Source organism: Natronosporangium hydrolyticum, assembly GCF_016925615.1.
GTDB classification, from domain to species: Bacteria; Actinomycetota; Actinomycetes; order Mycobacteriales; family Micromonosporaceae; genus Natronosporangium; species Natronosporangium hydrolyticum.
On sequence record NZ_CP070499.1, the window covers coordinates 736,355 to 754,536 of the forward strand.

Here is an 18,182-nt window from a genome sequence, read left to right on the forward strand (position 1 = left end):
GTCGGTGGCGGAGACCTGACGAAAGTAAGGGGTGGTCGGTGCCGTTCGCCAGCGGTGCTGGGGGGCGCTGCCTTCGTAGCGTGCTCGCATGATCAGTCTGAGACACCTGACCAAACGCTACGGCGACACCACCGCCGTGGCCGACCTCTCGCTGGAGATCCGGGCCGGTGCGGTCACCGGCTTCCTGGGGCCGAACGGTGCCGGGAAATCCACCACCATGCGGGTGATCGTGGGCGTCGACCACCCCACCGAGGGGTCCGCCACCATCGGCGGGGAGCGGTACACCGACCTGCGGTACCCGCTGCACGTGGTGGGGGCGTTGCTGGATGCGCGGGCGGTGCACCCGGGCCGCTCCGGCCGCAACCACCTGCTCGCGATGGCCCGCAGCAACGGCATCGGCCGGCGTCGGGTCGACGAGGTGCTGGAGCTGGTGGGCTTGTCGGCGGCGGCCGGGCGCCGGGCCGGGGGGTACTCGCTGGGCATGGGGCAGCGGCTGGGGATCGCCGGGGCGCTGCTCGGCGACCCGCCGGTGCTGCTCTTCGACGAACCGGTCAACGGGCTCGACCCGGACGGGGTGCTGTGGATCCGCCAACTCACCCGGCGGCTGGCCGACGAGGGCCGCACGGTGCTGGTCTCCAGCCACCTGATGAGCGAGCTGCAGCTCATGGCCGACCAGCTGGTGGTGCTGGGCCGGGGCCGGCTGCTCGCCGACGCGCCGCTCGCTGAGGTGATCGCCGGCGCCACGCCGGTCGTTACCCAGGTGCGGTGCGCGGACGCCGGCGGTGCCGAGCTGCTCGGCCAGCGGCTGGCGAGCCACGGGTATCACGTCGAGCGGCCCGAACCGGCGTTGTTGCGGGTGGCCAACGCGGCAACGGCGGCCGTCGGTGACCTCGCCCACCAGGCCGGCGTTGCGGTCCACGAGCTGACCGCCCAGACCGCGTCACTGGAGGAGGCGTACCTGCGGCTGACCGACGGCAGCGTCGAGTACGCGGCTGCCGGCAGCCCGGCCGGAAGGAGCGCGCAGTGAAGGCGTCAATGGAAGGTACGGCGACGGTCCCGACGGCAGGCCGCGCCGGCCTGGTCGGCGCGCTCGCTGCCGAGTGGACCAAACTGTGGACGGTCCGCACGAGCTGGGCGTGCCTGGCCACGGCGCTGGTGCTGAGCGCGCTCTACCCGGTGATCGCGGGGGTGACGGTGCGGACCCAGCACGCCGCCGGGGTGGAAGATCCGTTGCTGATGCCGGCGACCGCCGCCGCCGCGTCGGGCATCCTGGTGGTGGGGCAGTTGGCGCTGCTGGCGTTGGCGACGCTGGTCATCGCTGGCGAGTACGGCACCGGGAGCATCCGGACCACGCTGCAGTGCGTGCCGGCCCGGGCTCGGCTGTTGCTGGCGAAAGCACTGGTGGTGGCGCCGGTGCTGGCGGTCGCCGGGGTGGTGATGGCCAGTTTCGGAACTGCGCTGGCGTGGCTGGCGATGGGAGAGCAGGCGCCAGCGGTAACGGTCAGCGAACTGGTCCGGCTCGTCGCTGGCGTCGCCGGATACCTGGCGCTGGCCGGCCCGCTGGTGGTCGCGCTCGGGGCGGTGCTCCGCAGCGTCGCCGGTACGCTCACCGCCGCGCTGGTGCTGATGCTGCTGGCGCCGATGCTGCTCGACCAGAGCGGGATCGCGGTGCTGACCACGATCGCGGCGGCGCTGCCCGGCTCAGCCGGACAGGTCCTGATCACCGGTGGGGATCCTGGACCGTACGGCGTCGCAGGCGCGCTGGCGGTGCTGGCGGCCTGGACCGTGGCGGCGCAGCTCATCGCTGGCGCGGTGATGCGGGCCAGGGACGGCTGAGCCGCTGGTGACCAGCGGTGGAATCATCGCAAGGATGACCGACATGGTTGCCGGGCGCCGCCGCCGGATCGCGGGGAACGCCGCCGTCGCACTGGGGTGCGCGGCGGCGGTCTTCGCCGAGGGCGGCGTGTGGCTGGCGGCCGACACCGGCGTGCTGCGACCCCAGTACCTGTTGCTGTGCGGAGCGGCTGGGGTGCTCGCGGCGGCGGTGCTGGCCCGTCGCGCGGCGCCGGCATGGGTGCCGCTCGCGCCAGCGGCGGTGATGGTCGGGCTCGGCACCATCCAGCCGGCACAGGGTCCTGCCTTCATGTTCACCATCGCCGGCACGTCGGCGGCGTTGGCCTACCTGGCCGGGACGGCGGGGCAGCGGCGTACGGGCTGGGGCCTGGCCGGGTTGGCGGTGGCCGGATCGGCAGTGGCGGCAGCGCTCGGCAGCCCGGGTGGAGCGTTGTTCACCGTGGTGGTGCTGCTGATCTTCGGGCTGCTGCCGTGGCTGCTAGGCCACTACCGGCGGCAGCAGCGGGCGCTGCTGCGCGCCCGCGCCGACCGGATCGCGCAGCTGGAGCGGGAGCAGCAGATGGTCGCCGAGCAGGCCCGGCTGCGGGAGCGCGCGGCGCTGGCCGAGGAGATGCACGATTCGCTGGGCCATGAGTTGAGCCTGGTGGCGCTGCGGGCCGGCGGTCTGGAGCTGGCGCCGGACCTGCCGGATCCGCATCGGGCGGCGGTCGGGGAGCTGCGTGCCGCCACCGCAACCGCCACCGCCCGACTGGCCGAGATCGTCGCGGTGCTCCGCGGCGGCGGGCAGCCGGCGGAGTCGCCTTCGGACTCACCGGCCGGGTCGCTCGACGAACTGGTCGGGCGGGCCCGGCAGGCCGGTCTCGACGTCCGGTCGACGGCGACCGGCGAGCCTGCGGCGTCGGCGGCGCCGACGATCCACCGGGTGGTGCAGGAAGGGCTGACCAACGCCGCCAAGCACGCGCCCGGGGCGGCGGTGACGGTGGCGGTGCACGGCGACGCGGACGGCACCAGCGTGAGCGTGTCGAATCCGCCACCGCCCGGTGCCGCGCCGCCGGCGCCGCCCGGCGGCGGTCATGGGTTGGCAGCGTTGGCGGAGCGGGTCCGGCTGCTCGGTGGTGACCTGTCGGTGAGCCGCCCCGGCGGCGGGTTCCAGTTGTCGATCCGGCTGCCGCACCGGGTCCGCGCCGAGCCGGGGTACGCGGGGGAGGCGGCGTGATCCGGGTGCTGCTCGCCGACGACGAGGCGATGGTCCGGGCGGGGATCACCGCCATCCTCGCGCACGACCCGGAGATCGACGTGGTGGCCGAGGTGGCCGATGGGGCGGCCGCGGTCGAGGCGGCCCGGCGGCACCGACCCGATGTGGCGCTGCTCGACATCCGGATGCCGCGGCTCGACGGGTTGGCGGCCACCGGCGAGCTCCGGGCGGCGGCGCCGGAGACCGCGGTAGTCATCCTGACGACCTTCCACGATGACGCGTACATCGCTCGGGCGCTCGGCGAGGGAGCGAGCGGGTTTCTGGTCAAGTCCGGGGATCCGCGGGAACTGCTCGCCGCAGTCCGGGCGGTGGCGGACGGCGCGAGCTACCTGTCGCCAGCGGTGGCGCACCGGGTAATCGCCCAGCTTGGGCCGGATCGGCTGGCCCGCTCGGCGGCGGCGCGGGCGCGGGTGGCGGCGCTCACCGGCCGGGAGCGGGAGGTGCTGAGTCTGCTGGCTAGTGGGCTGTCGAATGCGGAGATCGCGGCCCGGCTCTACCTAGTAGAGGGGACGGTGAAGGCGTACGTGAGCGCAATCCTGGCGGCGCTGGGTGCCCGGAACCGGGTAGCGGCGGCGATCATCGCCTACGAAGCCGACCTCCACCCCACCCCCAACCCTGCCGATCATGAACCTAAGTGCACTGCGGACCCGGATTCAGGTCCCAAGTCCCATGATCGACCCGGCGGGTGAAGAGCAGAAGGGCTGTGCCCGCAGAACGTGGCTGGGAGGGCCGCCGACTTGTGGCCCCGGCCCTCCCTGCCGCCGGCTGACTCGCGCCGGGATCGCGTCCGACGGAAGCCGGTCAAAAGGTCACGGGCTTGTCAGCCGACCCCTTGCGCCCGGCTGTCAACACCATCGACCGCTTGGTGGGTTGAGTGGTGATCCACTACGGCGACAAACCAGGTCCATACCGGCAAACCAGGCACCACTCGACCCACCAAGTCGGGGAAAGGTGATCTGCCCGCCGATCTTGCAGCCCGACAGCCCGACCGATGGCGTATGCGTAAGCAGAGCAAATGCTCCTGCCGCACCACCTGAGCTGCGGCGATGTCTGATGATCAAGTGACCCGATTTTCGCCAGCAGAGTCGCATACGCCAGCGGTCGGGCTGTTGGTGGGAAATCGCTGCAAGATCGGTGCGGACGGTTCGTTTCACTCGCTTGGTGAGTCGAGTGGCGCCCGGTTTGCCAGTATTAACCTGGTTTGTCGCCGTAGTGGATCACCACTCAACCCACCAAGCGGCCGACGGGCGCTAGCAGGACTCGAAGGTGGGTTCGGGCATCGTCCACACAGCCCACCGTTGCGCTCGCGGCAACCTTCGGCGTACGGCTGATCCGCCTCCGCGGGTTCCTCTTTGGGTAGGCATCCTGTCACAGGTCTTCGAGGGTGTGTTGGAGCTCGGCGGGCAGCTCTCCGGTGTGGAGCACGGTGAGGCGGCGGGTGGTCCGGGTCAGCGCGACGTAGAGGTCGCCCCAGCCCGAGGTCGACTCCGCCACAATCTGCCGCGGCTCGACCAGCACCACCGAGTCGAACTCCAACCCCTTGGATTCGAGCGGCGTCACCAGCGCGACCGGGTGCTCCAGCATCGCCGGATCGTCGTGGGTAGCCGCGTCGTCGCGGGCGGCGGTGACCGCCTGGGCAACCTCGGTGAACAGTCCGGTGGGGACAATAACCGCCGTCCGTCCATCGTCGACCGCTGCCACCTCCTGCGTCAGCAGGGTGCAGAGCTGGTCGGTCAGCTCCGCCGGGTCGACGCGTCGCAGTTGGGGCTCGTGGCCGGTGTAACGCACCGATCGGGGCAGCGGCAACGCCGGTCCGACCCGTGCCAGGACCCCGGCGGCGAGCGTCATCACTTCGGCCGGGGTGCGGTAGTTGACGGTCAGCCGGGCCAGCTGCCATGCGGCACCGTCTGCGGTGAAGACCGCGTCCCAGTCGGTGGGCGGACCGAGCCGGCCGGTCTGCGCCGGGTCGCCGACCACGGTCAGCCACCGGCTCGGGCAGCGGCGCAGCAGCGCCCGCCAACCCATCGGGGTGACCTCCTGCGCTTCGTCGACGATGATGTGCCCATAGGCCCAGCTTCGATCCTCGGCGGCCCGCTCCGCGACGGAACGGGTGTCGATAGTGGTCTGACGGCCGCTGAGCTGCTCGGCGGTGAGCAGATCGGGGACGCTCAGCAGTTCGGATTCGCTGTCCTCGTCGTCGATGGTGCGGGAACCCTCGGCGATCTCCAGCACCCCTTGGGCGTACTCGATCTCCTCGTCGCTGCGCGGCGCCGCCCGCTCTGGCGCCGGCGGATCCCCGAGCAGCTCCGCCGCCTCATCCAGCAGCGGCACGTCCGCCTCGGTCCAGCCGGCGCCCGGGTCCCGACGCAGTCGCTGCCGATCCGCGGCCGGCAGCGCGCTGGCCGCGCTGGCCAGCCGCTCGTCGTCGGCGTACAGCTCGGTCAGCAGCCGCTGCGGGGTGAGCTGCGGCCACAGCCGGTCGATCGCCGCCCGCAGTTGCGGATCGCCGCGCAGCTCCCGGGCGAGGGCGGCGACGTCGGCCCCGCCGAGCAGGCTGACCCCGGCGCCGGGGGCGTCGCCGCCGCCGAGGGACTCCCCGGCGTACGGGTCGTCGCCGAGCCGGCCGGCCACCTGCCCGGCGACCGCGGTCAGCAGTTGGTCGGTGAAGACCCGGCGGGCGCGGTTGTGTGGCAGTCCGGTGGCCCGGGCGGCATCCCGCGCCGCGGCGCAGTCGGCCGGCTCCAGGGTCACGACCTCCGCCTGGTAGGCGAGGCTGGGGTGCCGATCGGTCAGCGTCACCGGGGTCGGTTCGGCGGGCACCTGCTGCCGATCGCGGACCGCCGCCGCCACCACCTCGGCCATCACCGCGCGCCCTTTGACCTCCGCGACCTCGGCCGGTTCGGTGGCGTCGGCGGTGACGCCGGGCAACAGGTCGGCGAGGGTGGCCATCCGGACGCCGGTCTCGCCCAGCGACGGCAGCACCTGGTCGATGTATCCGACGAAGGTCTGGTTCGGGCCGACCACCAGCACACCCCGGTGGGCCAGTTGTTCCCGGTACGTGTAGAGGAGGTACGCGGCCCGGTGCAGCGCGACAGCGGTCTTGCCGGTGCCGGGGCCGCCCTCGACCACTAGCACGCCGCGGTGTTCGGAGCGGATCACGTGGTCCTGTTCGGCCTGGATGGTGCCGATGATGTCGCGCATCCGGCCGGTGCGGACAGCGGCGAGCTCGGCGAGCAGCGCGGCCTCGCCGACCAGTGTGGCGTCGCCCGGGGTCGCGGTGGTCGAGTCGAGCACTTCATCGCGTAGTTCGGTGACGACGCGTCCGCGCAGCCGCAGGTGACGGCGGCGGTGGACGGCCATCGGGGCGGCCGCGGTGGCGAGGTAGAACGGGCGAGCCGCCGGCGCCCGCCAGTCGATCAGCATCGGCTCGTGGTCGCCGGAGTCGTCGAAGAGTCCGATCCGGCCGATGTAGCGCCGCTCGCCGTCGGCCAGGTCGATCCGGCCGAAGCAGAGCCCGGTCTCGGCCGCGCGGTACCGGGCCAGCTTCTCCACCTCTCGGGTGGCGAGGGCGGCGCGTTCACTGCGTACCGAGGGTGGGCTGTCGGCGTCGTCGGGTAGCTCGGCGAGTCGTTGCCGGGCTCGCTCCTCCAACTCTGCCAATCGGTCATACAATGTAGACACATAGGTTTGTTCGTGAGCGAGGTCACTGCTAGACATTGCTTTCCTCTGTTCGGCTCAGACCAGCCAGATGAAGTAGGCGAGCACCACGAAGAAGAGAACGTAGCCGACCGGATGGACTTCCCGCCACCGGCCGCGCACGACCATCAGCAACGGGAAGAACAACAGCCCGAGCGCGATCCCGTTGGCGATCGAGAAGGTCAGCGGCATCGCGATGACGGTGACGAAGGCGGGGAAGGCGTACTCCAGCTGCCCCCACTCGATGTCGCCGAGCGCGCGGGCCATGAAGACTCCCACCACGATCAGCGCCGGCGCGGTCACCTCCGGCGTGACCACCGCTACCAGCGGCGAGAAGAACAGCGCGATCAGGAAGAACAGCGCGGTGACGGTCGAGGTGAGACCGGTCCGGCCGCCGACTGCGACCCCGGCCGAGGACTCGATGTACGAGGTGGTGGTGGAGGTGCCGAGTACCGCCCCGCCCATGGTGGCGATGGAGTCGGACATGTATGCCCGGTTCGCCCGGGGCAGCTGCCCGTCCTTGAGGAACCCGGCCTGGTGGGCGATCGCGATCAGGGTGCCGGAGGTGTCGAAGAAGTCGACGAAGAGCATGGTGAGCACCACCACGATCATCTGCGTGGTGAAGACCTCGGGGAGGTTTGTCACCGCCTCTCCGAAGGTCGGCCCGAGGCTGGGTACGCGGGACACCACCGCGGTGGGCAGCTCGATCAGGCCGACGATCATCCCGGCGATCGCGGTGACGACGATCCCGTAGAAGATGCCGCCGCGTAGCCCGAGGGTGAGGAAGAGGATGGTGACCACGACACCGAAGATCGCCAGCTGGGTCTCGGGCCGGCCGAGGTCGCCCAGCCCCACCAGGGTCGCTTCATCGGCCACCACGATCTGGGCGTTCTGCAGGCCGATGAACGCGATGAACAGGCCGATGCCGGCGCCGGTGGCGAGTTTGAGCGGCAACGGGATCGCGTTGATGATGGCGCGGCGGAGACCACTGACCGCGAGCAGGAAGAAGAGGACGCCCGAGGCCAGGGTGCCGGCGAGGGCGGTCTGCCAGGGGATGCCAATGCCGAGCACCACCGTGAAGGCGAAGAAGGCGTTCAGGCCTAGTCCGGGCGCAAGCGCGATCGGATACCGTGCCCACAGGCCCATGATCAAGGTGCCGAGGGCGGCGGCGACCGCGGTGGCGACGAAGACTGCGTTGGCGTCCATCCCGGTCTGGCCCAGAATTTCCGGGTTGACCAGCAGGATGTACGCCATGGCCAGGAAGGTTGTGCCGCCGGCGATGACCTCGCGGCGGATCGTGGTCTGGTTTTGCCGCAGGTGGTAGACGCGGTCCAGCAGCCGCACCGGGGCGCGCTGGTGTTCGGGTCCGGGCTGCTCCTCGGGTGACCGCGCCGCCTGCATGCTCCGCCTCCAGCCACTCAGTTTGGCCGTATTGCCCCGGAAAGGATACGGTCGCCGGGACGACATTTTCTACGTCTTGAGGAGGCGGCCTGATGCGACGGCTGCTCGCCGCCGGTGGTGTCGCTGCTCTGGTCGCGTTCGGCGCGGCCTGCGGGAGCGACGACGACGACCCGGGATCGGCTCAGGAACCGCCGGCTAGCGACAACACCGCCGAGGTGTGCGCGAATGCGGAGGCGGCCCAGGCCGAGCAGATCGGAACGTTCCAGTCCGAGATGACGGCGCTCTCCGAGGAGGACCTCGACGAGGAGGAGTTCGAGGAGCAGGCGTTGGCGCACATGGAGGTCGCGGTGAGCGGGTGGTCGGAGGGGCTGGGCGAGCAGGCCGAGCTGGCTGACGACCCAGAACTCGCGGGCGCGCTGACCGAGCTCTCCGACGGCTTGTCGGAGGCGGCCGACGAGCTGACCGTGGAGTCGGTGCGGACCGGAGAGATCCCCGGCGCGGCGGACCTGGATCAGGTCGGCGAGAGGCTGACCGAGATCTGCTACCCGGAGGGCGTCCCGACCCAGCCCGGCGGGCCGTAAGTAGGCGGGCCCTCACCGCACCGACGCTGGCGCCAGCCGCACCCGCCGCAGGAACTGCGCGTTGATCGCGACCACGATGGTGGAGAGGCTCATCAGCACCGCCCCGACCGCCATCGGGAGCACAAACCCGGCCCAGGCCAGCACTCCGGCCGCGAGGGGGATCGCGGCCACGTTGTAGCCGGCCGCCCACCACAGGTTCTGCAGCATCTTGCGGTAGCTGGCGCGGGATAGCTGCTGCACCGAGACCACGGCCCGCGGGTCGTCGGTGGCGAGCACCACCCCGGCGGACTCGATCGCCACGTCGGTGCCGGCGCCGATCGCGATGCCCACGTCGGCGCGGGCCAGCGCCGGGGCGTCGTTGATCCCGTCGCCGACCATCGCCACAGTGTGGCCGCGCCGTTGCAGGTCGGCGATGGCGGCGTCTTTCTGCTCCGGCAGCACCTCGGCGAAGACCTCGTCGATCCCGAGGTCGGCGGCGACCGCGTCGGCGACCTGCCGAGCGTCCCCGGTGATCATCGCAACCGTGACTCCGCGCCGGTGCAGGGCCGCCACCGCGGCGCGGGATTCCGGCCGCACCTGGTCGGCCAGCCCGATCGCCCCGATCACCTGGTCGTCCCGGACGACCTGGAGCACCGCCGCCCCGCGGCGGTGCCACTGGTGGGTCGGCTCGGCCAGCGCCGCCGGCATGGTCAGGCCTCGCTCCCGCAACAACGCCGGCCCGCCGACCGCGACCATGCCCCCGTCGCCCGTACGGCCGTCGATGCGGGCCGCTACGCCCCGGCCGGGCATGGTCTGGAAGTCGCTCGCGGCGAGTCGGTGGCCGCCCCGCCGGTCGGCTTCGGCGACGATCGCCCGCGCGAGCGGGTGCTCGCTGTCGCTCTCCACCGCGGCGGCGAGCGCGACCAGACCGCTCTCGTCGCCGTCGACGGCGGCGACGCCGATCACCGCGTGCTCGCCGCGAGTCAGCGTGCCGGTCTTGTCGAACAGGACCGCGTCCACCTGGCGCATCCGTTCCAGGGAGAGCCGGTCGGTGACCAGGATGCCGTTGCGGGCCGATTTGGCGGTGGCGATCGAGATCACGAGCGGGATGGCCAACCCCAGCGCGTGTGGGCAGGCGATGATCAGCACGGTGACCGAGCGGGTCACCGCCGCGTCCGGCTGGCCCAGCACCACCCAGACCGTGACGGTGATCGCCGCAGCCGCGACCGCCGCGTAGAACAGCAGCGCGGCGGCCCGGTCCGCGAGCACCTGGGACCGGGATCGGGAGGCCTGGGCCTGGGCTACCAGCCGCTGGATGCCGGCGAGTGCGGTGTCGTCGCCGACCGCGCCCACCCGGATCCGGATCGCGGCGTCGGTGACCACGCTGCCGGCGACTACCGGGTCGCCGACGGCGCGTGGGACCGGCCGGGACTCGCCGGTGAGCATCGACTCGTCGACCTCGGCCGCGCCGGTGGTGATCGTGCCGTCGGCCGGCACCCGCCCACCGGGGCGGACCAACAGCTCATCGCCGACCACCAGGTCGGAGATCCGGACCGGGACGACTTCGCCGCCGGCCCCGATCCGCTCCGCCTGGTCCGGCAACAGCTCTGCGAGCGCCGCCAGCGCACCTTGCGCCTGCCCGATCGCGCGCATCTCCAACCAGTGACCCAGCAGCATGATCACGATCAGCAGGGAGAGTTCCCACCACACCTCCACGTCGAACAGGCCGAGGGTGGCGGCCCAGCTGGCGACGAACCCGACGGTGATGGCCATGCCGATGAGCAGCATCATGCCGGGGCGGCGCGCCCGGGCCTCGGCGACCGCGCCGGTGAGGAAGGGCCGACCGCCGTACAGGTAGATCACCGTGCCGAGGATCGGGGCGACCCATTCGACTCCCGGGAACGTCAGCTGGTAGCCGAACCACTCCATGATCATGTGGCTGGTGGCGACGATCGGGACGGTGAGCAGCAGCGAGACCCAGAACCGCTGCGCGAACATCGCCGGGCTGTGTCCGGCGTGCTTGTCGGGTTCGTGCTGCTGGTCGTGGCCGGCCGGCGGGTGGTCGGCTGCCGGCGGGTGTGAGTGGTGGGTCATGAGCACCTCCTCCGCGACAATACCCCCTAGGGGTAAGGGGTACCAGTCACCGCTCCGATGGGGCCGGAGATCCCGTCCCCACCGGCGCCGTTGGGCTAGTCTCCGGAACCATGTACGGCGAGCGCGGACACGGTGAGCACATGGGTGGCGTGTTGGGCGGTCGGCGGCGGCGCGGCCCGGCGCCGGAGCTGCCGGCCGACCCCGGTCTGGTGGTGGAGGACGCGGAGTCCGGATTCTGCGGCGCGGTGGTCGGCTTCGAGGCCAGCGCGGTGATCCTGGAAGACCGGCACGGCGGGCGCCGACTCTTTCCGCTGTTGCCGGCGGCGTTCCTGGTCGACGGCGAGCCAGTCACCCTGCGCCGCCCCACCGCGGCGGCCCCCACCACCACCCGGCGTACCGCCTCCGGCTCGATCGCGGTCGCCGACGCGCCCGCGCAGGTCGCCCGGGCCAGCCGGATCTGGGTGGAAGGGATCCACGACGCTGCGCTGCTGGAGCGGATCTGGGGCGACGACCTGCGGATCGAAGGGGTAGTGGTGGAGCCCCTCGACGGCATCGACGACCTCGCGGCCGAGGTGGCGGCGTTCCAGCCCGGACCGGCGCGCCGGCTCGGGGTGCTGGTCGACCATCTCGTGCCTGGTTCGAAGGAGAGCCGGGTCGTCGCCACCATCACCTCCCCGTACGTCCTGGTGACCGGCCACCCGTACGTGGATGTGTGGCAGGCGGTCAAGCCGGACCGGGTGGGGATCCGGCAATGGCCGCAGGTGCCGCTCGGCCAACCGTGGAAGGAAGGCGTCTGCCGCGCGCTCGGGGTCGGCGAACCCGCCGAGCTGTGGCGACAGATCCTCGCCCGGGTGGACAGCTTCTACGATGTCGAGACACCGTTGATCAACGCGGTGGAGCGGCTCATCGACTTCGTCACCGAACCGGCCGGGTGACGCCCGGTCAACGACCCGAGCGCAGCAGCACCGTCGTCGGTAGCTCCTCCGCGGTCAGCGCCTGCCGGTGCCGCGCCAGCGCCTCCCGTACCCGCTGCCGGGCCCCCCGGATGTCGGCCGTGGCGACCAGCGTCGCCGAGACCCACACCCGCGGCTGCGAAGGCCGACCAGTAATGGTCGCCTGGGCCTGCCGGATATCCGGGCTGTCGGTCAGATCGGCCTCGAGCGCGCCGGTCACTGCCCGGGTCGGCACCGTGGTGGTGCCGTGGCGGGTGTCCGGCTCCAGCCGCAGCGACCGCAGGCTGCCCTGATTCAACTGGCTCAGCAGCCACCCCAGGGCCAGCAGCGCCACCACCACCGAGGCCACCGCCACCAGCACCCAGAACCAGGTGTTGTCGGTGGTCAGCTCCCGGATTCGGGGGCCGCCGACCGCGTCGGTGGCCGGGCCGAGTACGCCCGGCAGCAGGTTCAGCGCCCGGGCGAGCACCGCCAGCGCCGCCACCAGCAGCACCGCGCCAGTGATCGCCAGGCCGGTCCGGTTCCGGCCGGCGGCATGTCGCTCCATCAGCAGCTCACTCCTCCCGATACCGGAGATCCACCCGGATCCGGGGCGGACGGAGCAACCGGAACTGGGCGAGCCGGTCGGCCACCGCATGGCCGGTCTGGGCCGCCAAGCCGGTCGGATCATGGAGACCGGTGTCGGCCCGTACCCGCAGCCGGCCGCGTCGACAGACCGCGGTGGCGTGGTGAATACCCGGGACGGCGACTGCGGCGCGCACCGCCAGCCGCTCCACCGCGCTCGGCCGCACCGCCAACAGCGTGTCCGACCGGTCGGTCGCGGCGGGCAACGCCCGGGACCGGCCCGGCAGGAACGCGAGCAGCAGCAGAAACACCCCGATCAGCCCGGCCACGATCGCTACCAGGAAGACCAGCGGGTCGTCCCAGGCGGTGTCGCGGGCGGTCTGCGCCAGCTCCCCGGCGGGCACCACCCCCACCGGCTGGTCGACCAGATATCCGATCGTCTCCATCGCGACCACCGCCGCCACCACGGTGACCACCGCGGCGACCAGCACCGCCGAGAGCACCCGGCGTGACCGGAACGCCCGGATCGTACGCCGGTACGCCCGCCGATCGGCCGCGGCCCGGTCGGCCGGCTGCTCCGGCTGGTCGGCCGCGCTGAACTCCAGCGTCGGTGTGGTGCTCATGCGGCACCTCCGGTCAGCTGGCCGGCACCCCGAGCGGGCCCGGAGCCCACCGACTGGCCGGCGTGGCTCAACGCGGCGACGGTGATATCGACCTGGCGTACCTCCAGACCGGTGAGTTCACTGACCCGGGTACTGACCCGCTCCCGCACCGTCGCCGCGATCTGCCGAATCGGCGTCGGATACACCACCGAGATGGACATTCGCAGCGTCGCCAGGTCACCGTCGACCTCGGCGCTGACCTGCGGGTCCCGGCCAGGCTCGTCCCGACCCAGCGGCACGCCGAAGACTCGGCGGGCGGAGCCACCCGCCTGCTCCACCTCGGTGAGCGCGCGGGCCGCGATCCGCTCCAGGACCCGACCCGCGATCTCGGTCCGGCCGCGGTGCTCCGGAGCGCGGTCCGCGGGCCCTCCGGCCTCGGCCGCCGGCACCGGCTCAGCTCGCTCCGGCACCACCGCGGCGGTGGTTTCGTACGTGGTCACGACCTACCTCCGGCCGCCGAACAACTGCGCCACGTCGAGTTCGCCGACGAGCGCTCGACCGACCAGGAAGCCGATCAGGCCGAGAATGAGCACCAGCAGGAAAGCGCCCCAGCCGCCGAAGGCACCGGCGAAGCCGAGCGACACTCCGAAGCCGAGACCGAGCATCGGCCACAAACGGGTCTCGTCCATCGTGCCCTCCTTTACCAGCGGGTCGTCGTCAACGACCCGACCTGGCCGGCGCCGGGCGGCACCGCCAGGTCATCGATCGACACGTCGATCCGACGCAGCGGCGCAAGTGGGTGTACCGCGACCCGCACCTGCTCCGCCACCTCAGCGACCGGCGTCCCATACCACGCCACCACCGATACGAGGACCGCGTCCTCGCGGATCGCGACGCCCGGTACGGTCCGGCCGGGCAGATAAGTGGCCACCGGCCCCGCCGCCAACCTCGCGACCGCGGGGCAGGCAACCGCCGCCTCGGCGATCTGATCTGCCAGCTGTGGCGGTTCCGCCAGTTCGGGCCAGTTCGCGGTGGTGGCCCCGGTGGGAATCATCGGACCCTGGGTTCGGCGGACTCGTCGTCGGTCGACTCGTCCGGCAGATGCACGTCGCCGACGGAGATGTTGACCTCGTTGACCTCCAGCCCGCACATCTTCTGCACCGCCGCGACGACGTTGCGGCGGATGCCGGCCGCCAGGTCTGGGATGGACACTCCGTAGTCGACGATGATGTCGATGTCGACGGCGGCCTCCCGCTCCCCGACCTCGACCGCGACTCCCTGCCCGGCGCTGCTGCCGCTGCTGACCCGCTCCCGGACCATGCCGACGGCGCGGGAGAAGCCCGCACCCATGGCGTAGACCCCGGGCACTTCTCGGGCGGCCATGCCCACGATCTTCTCCACCACGGAGTCCGCGATCGTGGTCTTGCCGTGCTCGGTGACGAGTTCGCTGTGGGCGCGGCCGGTGGCCGCGTTGCTCTCGGTGGACCGGCCGGTCTCGCCGCCGGACCGCTCCCGCGTCGGTGCGCTCATAATGCCCCCTCGGCGCAGTACGCAATGTCACTGCAAGCGTACCCCTAGTAGTGGAACCGGTGCGGGCATCCGCCATCTCGGACGCAGCGCACTAGCCACACTGGCCACTCCGGCCACACTGCCCCGGCCGACCACACTGGTCTGCTTCGCCACACCGGTGTGATCCGCCCCACTGCCCCGTTCCGCCACGCCTGCCGCTTGCGCCGCAGCGCCTACGGTCAGCCGGGGGTGTCGGGCGTGGCCCGATGGTCAGGTGGCTGGTCAAGGGCGGTGAGGGTGGCCTCGGCCGCCGCGATCTCCGCCGCGTAATGCTGCTCGCCCCAGGCCGCCACCAGATCGGGGTACGGAAAATCGGCGCCCAGCGCCGCCCGTAGCTCGGCCAGGTCGGTGGTCTGTGCCCGTGCCCATTCGAGGTAACTGGTGAGAGCGGAGCGTAGTCGCTCTGGGGCGGCCCGATGCCCGAAGAAGAGCCGCAGCGCGACCGGATGCTTGAGCGTCGGCGGCGCCACCGGCTCCTCGATCAGCCACGCGTCGAAGGCGGCCAGGCCCGCCGGGGTGATCCGGTAGTAGCGCTTGTCCGGACGTCGCCGTTGCGGCTCGGTGCGTTCGCAGACCAGCCCGTGCGAGCGCAGCCGGCGCAGTTCGGTGTAGATCTGGCTCTGCGCCGGGCTCCAGTAGAAAAACCGCAGGTTCATCGCCCATTTGCGAAGGTCGTAACCGGTGAGTTCGCGCCCGAACGACAGCAACCCCAGCACCACGTACGAGGTTGCGGGGAGGTCAGGTGGGGATTGCCCTGGCTGGTCGGGCGACATCCGGTCTCCTTCACATTCGACCTGACGCGGAACATTCTTATCTATGACTAACAGTCATAGTATGTTAGGCTGCCGCCGTTGCGGAGGGAGATCAGATGACCACAGAGAGGCTCAGTGTCCGCGCCGAGATCGCCGCGGACCCAGCCGATGTCTACCGGGCGCTGACCGATCCGGCTGCGCTGCGGGCCTGGTTGACCGATGAGGTCGACGTGTCGATCTCGGCCGGGCGGTGGCGGATCGGGGGCCGCCACGTGCCGTTCGGTGACTCCGGCCAGCAGCAGCTGCTCGCGGCCGAACCAGGGCGGGAGCTGCGATTCGCGTGGCAGCTCGACGGGATCGACACGGTGGTGGAGATCGGGCTAACGCCGGCTGGCGAAGCCGGCACCCAGCTCGCGATCGGGCAGGCGCCGGTGCCCGACTGGGGCTTCGACCGGGCCAGCATGCTCGACTTCTGGGTGCTCGCGGCCGGCAACCTCGCCACCTTCGTGGAGGGGCGCAGCCTGGCTCGGCGTCCCGACCTGTCGCGGCCAGCTGGCGCGGCCGCGGTGGCGGAGCTGACGATCGCCGCGCCCGTCGCCGACGTGTTCGCCTCGTTGACCGAGCCGGATCGGCTCAACCGGTGGATCGCCGGGGGCGCGAAAGTGGAGCCACGAGTGGGGGGCCGGTACGACTTCGGCTGGGGAGACGAGCATGGACCGATCGAGATTGTCGAGTACGATGCGCCGCACCGGCTCGCCTACAGCTGGCACGACGAGGGCTGGCCGGACACCGTCGTGCGGTGGCGGCTAGCGCCCACAGCCGAGGGCGGCACACAGGTGCAGATCCGCCACGAGGGGTTCGTCGCCGAACGCCCCGCCGACGGCTACCAGCTCGGCTGGCTCAACTTTGGCCTGAGCCTCAAGGGCATGCACGAGTTGGGATCGCGGTGGCGGCCCATTCAGTGGGCGTAGCCACGCGCCGCTTCCCGACCAGTGGCCGTCGACTACCATGGGGTGGCCGCCCCGGCCAACGGGCGCCGATCCGGCCGCTGAGCCGATGGCCCTGGGGTGTGGCCTGACCGGGCAGAGAGATCCGGTCCTTTCGACGATCGCCAATCAGGGAGCGAATACGTATGACGAGCGTGAGCCCGCACGCTGACCGGGCGGGCTTCGCCGAGCTGCCGCTGCGCCCGGAGCTGCTGCAGGCGCTGAGCAGCCTGGGATATGAAGAGCCCACCCCGATCCAACGAGAGGCGATTCCGCCGCTGCTGGCCGGGCATGACCTGCTCGGGCAGGCTGCCACCGGCACCGGCAAGACCGCCGCTTTCGCCCTGCCGACGCTGGAGCTGATGACGCCCGACCCGGCCCGGGTCGAGCCGCAGACGCTGGTGCTGGTGCCGACCCGGGAGCTGGCGGTCCAGGTCTCCCAGGCCTTCCACCGGTACGGCCGGGACCTGGGTGTCCGGGTGCTGCCGATCTACGGGGGGCAGCCGATCGGCCGGCAGCTACGGAGCCTTGAACTCGGTGTGGATGTGGTCATCGCCACACCAGGTCGGGCGCTGGACCATCTGCGCCGCGGCACTCTGCAGCTGTCGGCGATCCGCACCGTGGTGCTCGACGAGGCCGACGAGATGCTCGACATGGGCTTCGCCGAGGACATCGAGGCGATCCTGGAGGAGACGCCGACCGAGCGGCAGACTGTGCTCTTCTCCGCCACCATGCCGGCTCGCATCAACGGGATCGCGCAACGGCACCTGCGCGAGCCGGTGCGGATCGAGATGGGGCGGGCGGCGACCAGCACGGGCGAGGCGCCGCGGGTGCGGCAGAGCGCCTACCTGGTGGCCCGGGCGCACAAGCCGGCTGCCCTCGGGCGGGTCCTGGATGTCGCCGCCCCGGCCGCGGCGATCGTCTTCTGCCGGACCCGGGAAGAGGTCGACCAGCTCACCGAGACCCTCAACGGGCGGGGTTACCGGGCCGAGGCGCTGCACGGCGGCATGGGTCAGGAGCACCGGGACCGGGTGATGGCCAGGTTGCGCAACGGCAGCGCCGAGCTGATCATCGCCACCGATGTGGCGGCCCGCGGGATCGACGTGGAGCAGCTCACCCACGTGGTCAACTACAACCTGCCGTCGGCGCCGGAGGCGTACGTGCACCGGATCGGCCGGGTGGGGCGAGCCGGCCGGGAGGGTGCTGCGATCACGCTGGTGGAGCCGCGCGAACACCGGATGCTCAAGGCGATCGAGCGGGTGACCGGCCAGCGGGTGGTCGTGGAGAAGGTCCCGACCGTCGCCGATCTACGGGCCCGGCGGTTGGAGTTGACCCGGGGCGCGCTCTCCGAGATCCTGCTCGCCGACGACGGGGAGGAGTTGGCCCACTTCCGGGTGGTGGTCGAGACGCTCGCCGACGAGTACGACCTGATGGAGGTGGCGCTGGCCGCCGTGAAGCTGGCGCACGAATCGGTGGCGGGCGAACCCGACGAGCAGGAGATCCCGGAGATCGCCGAGGTCGGTGCCGGCCGGCGCGGGACCCGGCGGGCGGGTGAGCGTGACTCGCGGTCCGAGGGCGGCGACCGGGCTCGGCCGGGCACGGGTGTGGCGCGGCTCTTCTTCAACCTGGGACGGCGCGCCGGGGTGCGGCCACAGGATCTCGTCGGGGCCATCGCCGGAGAGTCACGGCTCTCCGGCCGGGACATCGGGGCGATAGAGATCATGGACCGGTTCTCGCTGGTCGAGGTCCCGGCGGACGCCGCCGATGAGGTGATCAGTGCCCTGCGCCGAAGCACCATCAAGGGCAAGCGAGCCACCGTGCGGCGGGAGCGGGAGGCTGCCCGACGGCGACCGTCGAACAAGGACTAAGGTACGCGGACAACGAATCCGTCCGCCT

The 18,182-nt window shown here is 71.8% G+C and carries 18 protein-coding genes; 8 read left to right on the forward strand and 10 right to left on the reverse strand.

Annotated elements, in window-relative coordinates; genetic code table 11:
* The first annotated feature begins 88 nt into the window (after positions 1 to 88).
* From JQS43_RS03340 to JQS43_RS03355, 4 genes are read left to right on the forward strand one after another with little or no spacing between them, the layout of a single operon-like run.
* Positions 89 to 1,027, forward strand: coding sequence for an ATP-binding cassette domain-containing protein (locus tag JQS43_RS03340; protein WP_239677587.1), 939 nt, complete (start codon positions 89 to 91; stop codon positions 1,025 to 1,027).
* A complete protein-coding gene (locus JQS43_RS03345) occupies positions 1,024 to 1,836 on the forward strand; it encodes an ABC transporter permease (RefSeq protein WP_239677588.1) in 813 nt (270 codons plus the stop codon). The genes JQS43_RS03340 and JQS43_RS03345 overlap by 4 nt, the downstream gene beginning before the upstream one ends.
* A gap of 34 nt (positions 1,837 to 1,870) precedes the next feature.
* Positions 1,871 to 3,070 (forward strand): sensor histidine kinase, encoded by a 1,200-nt coding sequence (locus JQS43_RS03350; RefSeq protein ID WP_239677589.1) that lies wholly within the window; start codon positions 1,871 to 1,873, stop codon positions 3,068 to 3,070.
* Positions 3,067 to 3,798, forward strand: coding sequence for a response regulator (locus tag JQS43_RS03355; protein ID WP_239677590.1), 732 nt, complete (start codon positions 3,067 to 3,069; stop codon positions 3,796 to 3,798). Before JQS43_RS03350 ends, JQS43_RS03355 begins: the two co-directional genes overlap by 4 nt.
* A gap of 679 nt (positions 3,799 to 4,477) precedes the next feature.
* Here JQS43_RS03355 and JQS43_RS03360 read toward each other — a convergent pair.
* Together JQS43_RS03360 and JQS43_RS03365 are read right to left on the reverse strand one after the other, a co-directional pair.
* Positions 4,478 to 6,826, reverse strand: coding sequence for a HelD family protein (locus tag JQS43_RS03360; RefSeq protein WP_239677591.1), 2,349 nt, complete (start codon positions 6,824 to 6,826; stop codon positions 4,478 to 4,480).
* A gap of 18 nt (positions 6,827 to 6,844) precedes the next feature.
* Positions 6,845 to 8,206, reverse strand: coding sequence for an NCS2 family permease (locus JQS43_RS03365; RefSeq protein ID WP_239677592.1), 1,362 nt, complete (start codon positions 8,204 to 8,206; stop codon positions 6,845 to 6,847).
* 92 nt (positions 8,207 to 8,298) lie between these two features.
* Here JQS43_RS03365 and JQS43_RS03370 point away from each other — a divergent pair, with 92 nt between their 5' ends.
* Complete coding sequence (locus tag JQS43_RS03370; protein WP_239677593.1) at positions 8,299 to 8,787, forward strand: hypothetical protein; 489 nt, start codon at positions 8,299 to 8,301, stop codon at positions 8,785 to 8,787.
* 12 nt (positions 8,788 to 8,799) lie between these two features.
* On the opposite strand, the gene JQS43_RS03375 is transcribed toward JQS43_RS03370, so the two are convergent.
* Positions 8,800 to 10,860 carry a heavy metal translocating P-type ATPase gene (locus tag JQS43_RS03375; protein WP_239677594.1) on the reverse strand — a complete coding sequence of 687 codons (2,061 nt, stop codon included), beginning with the start codon at positions 10,858 to 10,860 and terminating at the stop codon, positions 8,800 to 8,802.
* A 140-nt stretch (positions 10,861 to 11,000) separates the two neighbouring features.
* Between JQS43_RS03375 and JQS43_RS03380 the strand changes: the two genes are divergently transcribed.
* Entirely contained in the window at positions 11,001 to 11,795 is a 795-nt protein-coding gene (locus JQS43_RS03380) for a DUF3097 domain-containing protein (RefSeq protein WP_239677595.1), read from the forward strand.
* 7 nt (positions 11,796 to 11,802) lie between these two features.
* Here the strand turns inward: JQS43_RS03380 and amaP are convergent, their stop codons facing one another.
* The 7 genes from amaP to JQS43_RS03415 all read right to left on the reverse strand — a co-directional run bounded on the left by amaP (position 11,803) and on the right by JQS43_RS03415 (position 15,321).
* A complete protein-coding gene (gene amaP, locus JQS43_RS03385; RefSeq protein ID WP_239677596.1) occupies positions 11,803 to 12,360 on the reverse strand; it encodes an alkaline shock response membrane anchor protein AmaP in 558 nt (185 codons plus the stop codon).
* A gap of 7 nt (positions 12,361 to 12,367) precedes the next feature.
* On the reverse strand, positions 12,368 to 13,000 hold the full coding sequence (locus JQS43_RS03390; protein WP_239677597.1) for a DUF6286 domain-containing protein: 633 nt from the start codon (positions 12,998 to 13,000) through the stop codon (positions 12,368 to 12,370).
* Positions 12,997 to 13,479, reverse strand: coding sequence for an Asp23/Gls24 family envelope stress response protein (locus JQS43_RS03395; protein WP_239677598.1), 483 nt, complete (start codon positions 13,477 to 13,479; stop codon positions 12,997 to 12,999). Before JQS43_RS03395 ends, JQS43_RS03390 begins: the two co-directional genes overlap by 4 nt.
* A 3-nt stretch (positions 13,480 to 13,482) precedes the next feature.
* Positions 13,483 to 13,668, reverse strand: coding sequence for a hypothetical protein (locus JQS43_RS03400; RefSeq protein WP_239677599.1), 186 nt, complete (start codon positions 13,666 to 13,668; stop codon positions 13,483 to 13,485).
* A gap of 11 nt (positions 13,669 to 13,679) precedes the next feature.
* A complete protein-coding gene (locus JQS43_RS03405; RefSeq protein WP_239677600.1) occupies positions 13,680 to 14,033 on the reverse strand; it encodes an Asp23/Gls24 family envelope stress response protein in 354 nt (117 codons plus the stop codon).
* Entirely contained in the window at positions 14,030 to 14,509 is a 480-nt protein-coding gene (locus JQS43_RS03410) for an Asp23/Gls24 family envelope stress response protein (protein ID WP_239677601.1), read from the reverse strand. Before JQS43_RS03410 ends, JQS43_RS03405 begins: the two co-directional genes overlap by 4 nt.
* 218 nt (positions 14,510 to 14,727) lie before the next feature.
* Positions 14,728 to 15,321: a PadR family transcriptional regulator gene (locus tag JQS43_RS03415; protein ID WP_239677602.1), complete on the reverse strand. Its 594-nt coding sequence runs from the start codon at positions 15,319 to 15,321 to the stop codon at positions 14,728 to 14,730.
* A gap of 95 nt (positions 15,322 to 15,416) precedes the next feature.
* Between JQS43_RS03415 and JQS43_RS03420 the strand changes: the two genes are divergently transcribed.
* Together JQS43_RS03420 and JQS43_RS03425 are read left to right on the forward strand one after the other, a co-directional pair.
* Complete coding sequence (locus JQS43_RS03420; protein WP_239677603.1) at positions 15,417 to 16,271, forward strand: SRPBCC family protein; 855 nt, start codon at positions 15,417 to 15,419, stop codon at positions 16,269 to 16,271.
* A gap of 161 nt (positions 16,272 to 16,432) precedes the next feature.
* On the forward strand, positions 16,433 to 18,154 hold the full coding sequence (locus JQS43_RS03425) for a DEAD/DEAH box helicase (protein ID WP_239677604.1): 1,722 nt from the start codon (positions 16,433 to 16,435) through the stop codon (positions 18,152 to 18,154).
* The last annotated feature ends 28 nt before the right edge of the window (positions 18,155 to 18,182 follow it).

Excerpts from the sequence above, each read along its gene's own strand:
- JQS43_RS03340 (WP_239677587.1), top strand. The coding sequence starts at position 89 with ATGATCAGTCTGAGACACCTGACCAAACGCTACGGCGACACCACCGCC.
- JQS43_RS03350 (WP_239677589.1), top strand. The coding sequence starts at position 1,871 with ATGACCGACATGGTTGCCGGGCGCCGCCGCCGGATCGCGGGGAACGCC.
- JQS43_RS03360 (WP_239677591.1), bottom strand. The coding sequence starts at position 6,826 with ATGTCTAGCAGTGACCTCGCTCACGAACAAACCTATGTGTCTACATTG.
- JQS43_RS03365 (WP_239677592.1), bottom strand. The coding sequence starts at position 8,206 with ATGCAGGCGGCGCGGTCACCCGAGGAGCAGCCCGGACCCGAACACCAG.
- JQS43_RS03370 (WP_239677593.1), top strand. The coding sequence starts at position 8,299 with ATGCGACGGCTGCTCGCCGCCGGTGGTGTCGCTGCTCTGGTCGCGTTC.
- JQS43_RS03375 (WP_239677594.1), bottom strand. The coding sequence starts at position 10,860 with ATGACCCACCACTCACACCCGCCGGCAGCCGACCACCCGCCGGCCGGC.
- JQS43_RS03380 (WP_239677595.1), top strand. The coding sequence starts at position 11,001 with ATGGGTGGCGTGTTGGGCGGTCGGCGGCGGCGCGGCCCGGCGCCGGAG.
- amaP (WP_239677596.1), bottom strand. The coding sequence starts at position 12,360 with ATGGAGCGACATGCCGCCGGCCGGAACCGGACCGGCCTGGCGATCACT.
- JQS43_RS03390 (WP_239677597.1), bottom strand. The coding sequence starts at position 13,000 with ATGAGCACCACACCGACGCTGGAGTTCAGCGCGGCCGACCAGCCGGAG.
- JQS43_RS03400 (WP_239677599.1), bottom strand. The coding sequence starts at position 13,668 with ATGGACGAGACCCGTTTGTGGCCGATGCTCGGTCTCGGCTTCGGAGTG.
- JQS43_RS03405 (WP_239677600.1), bottom strand. The coding sequence starts at position 14,033 with ATGATTCCCACCGGGGCCACCACCGCGAACTGGCCCGAACTGGCGGAA.
- JQS43_RS03410 (WP_239677601.1), bottom strand. The coding sequence starts at position 14,509 with ATGAGCGCACCGACGCGGGAGCGGTCCGGCGGCGAGACCGGCCGGTCC.
- JQS43_RS03415 (WP_239677602.1), bottom strand. The coding sequence starts at position 15,321 with ATGTCGCCCGACCAGCCAGGGCAATCCCCACCTGACCTCCCCGCAACC.
- JQS43_RS03420 (WP_239677603.1), top strand. The coding sequence starts at position 15,417 with ATGACCACAGAGAGGCTCAGTGTCCGCGCCGAGATCGCCGCGGACCCA.
- JQS43_RS03425 (WP_239677604.1), top strand. The coding sequence starts at position 16,433 with ATGACGAGCGTGAGCCCGCACGCTGACCGGGCGGGCTTCGCCGAGCTG.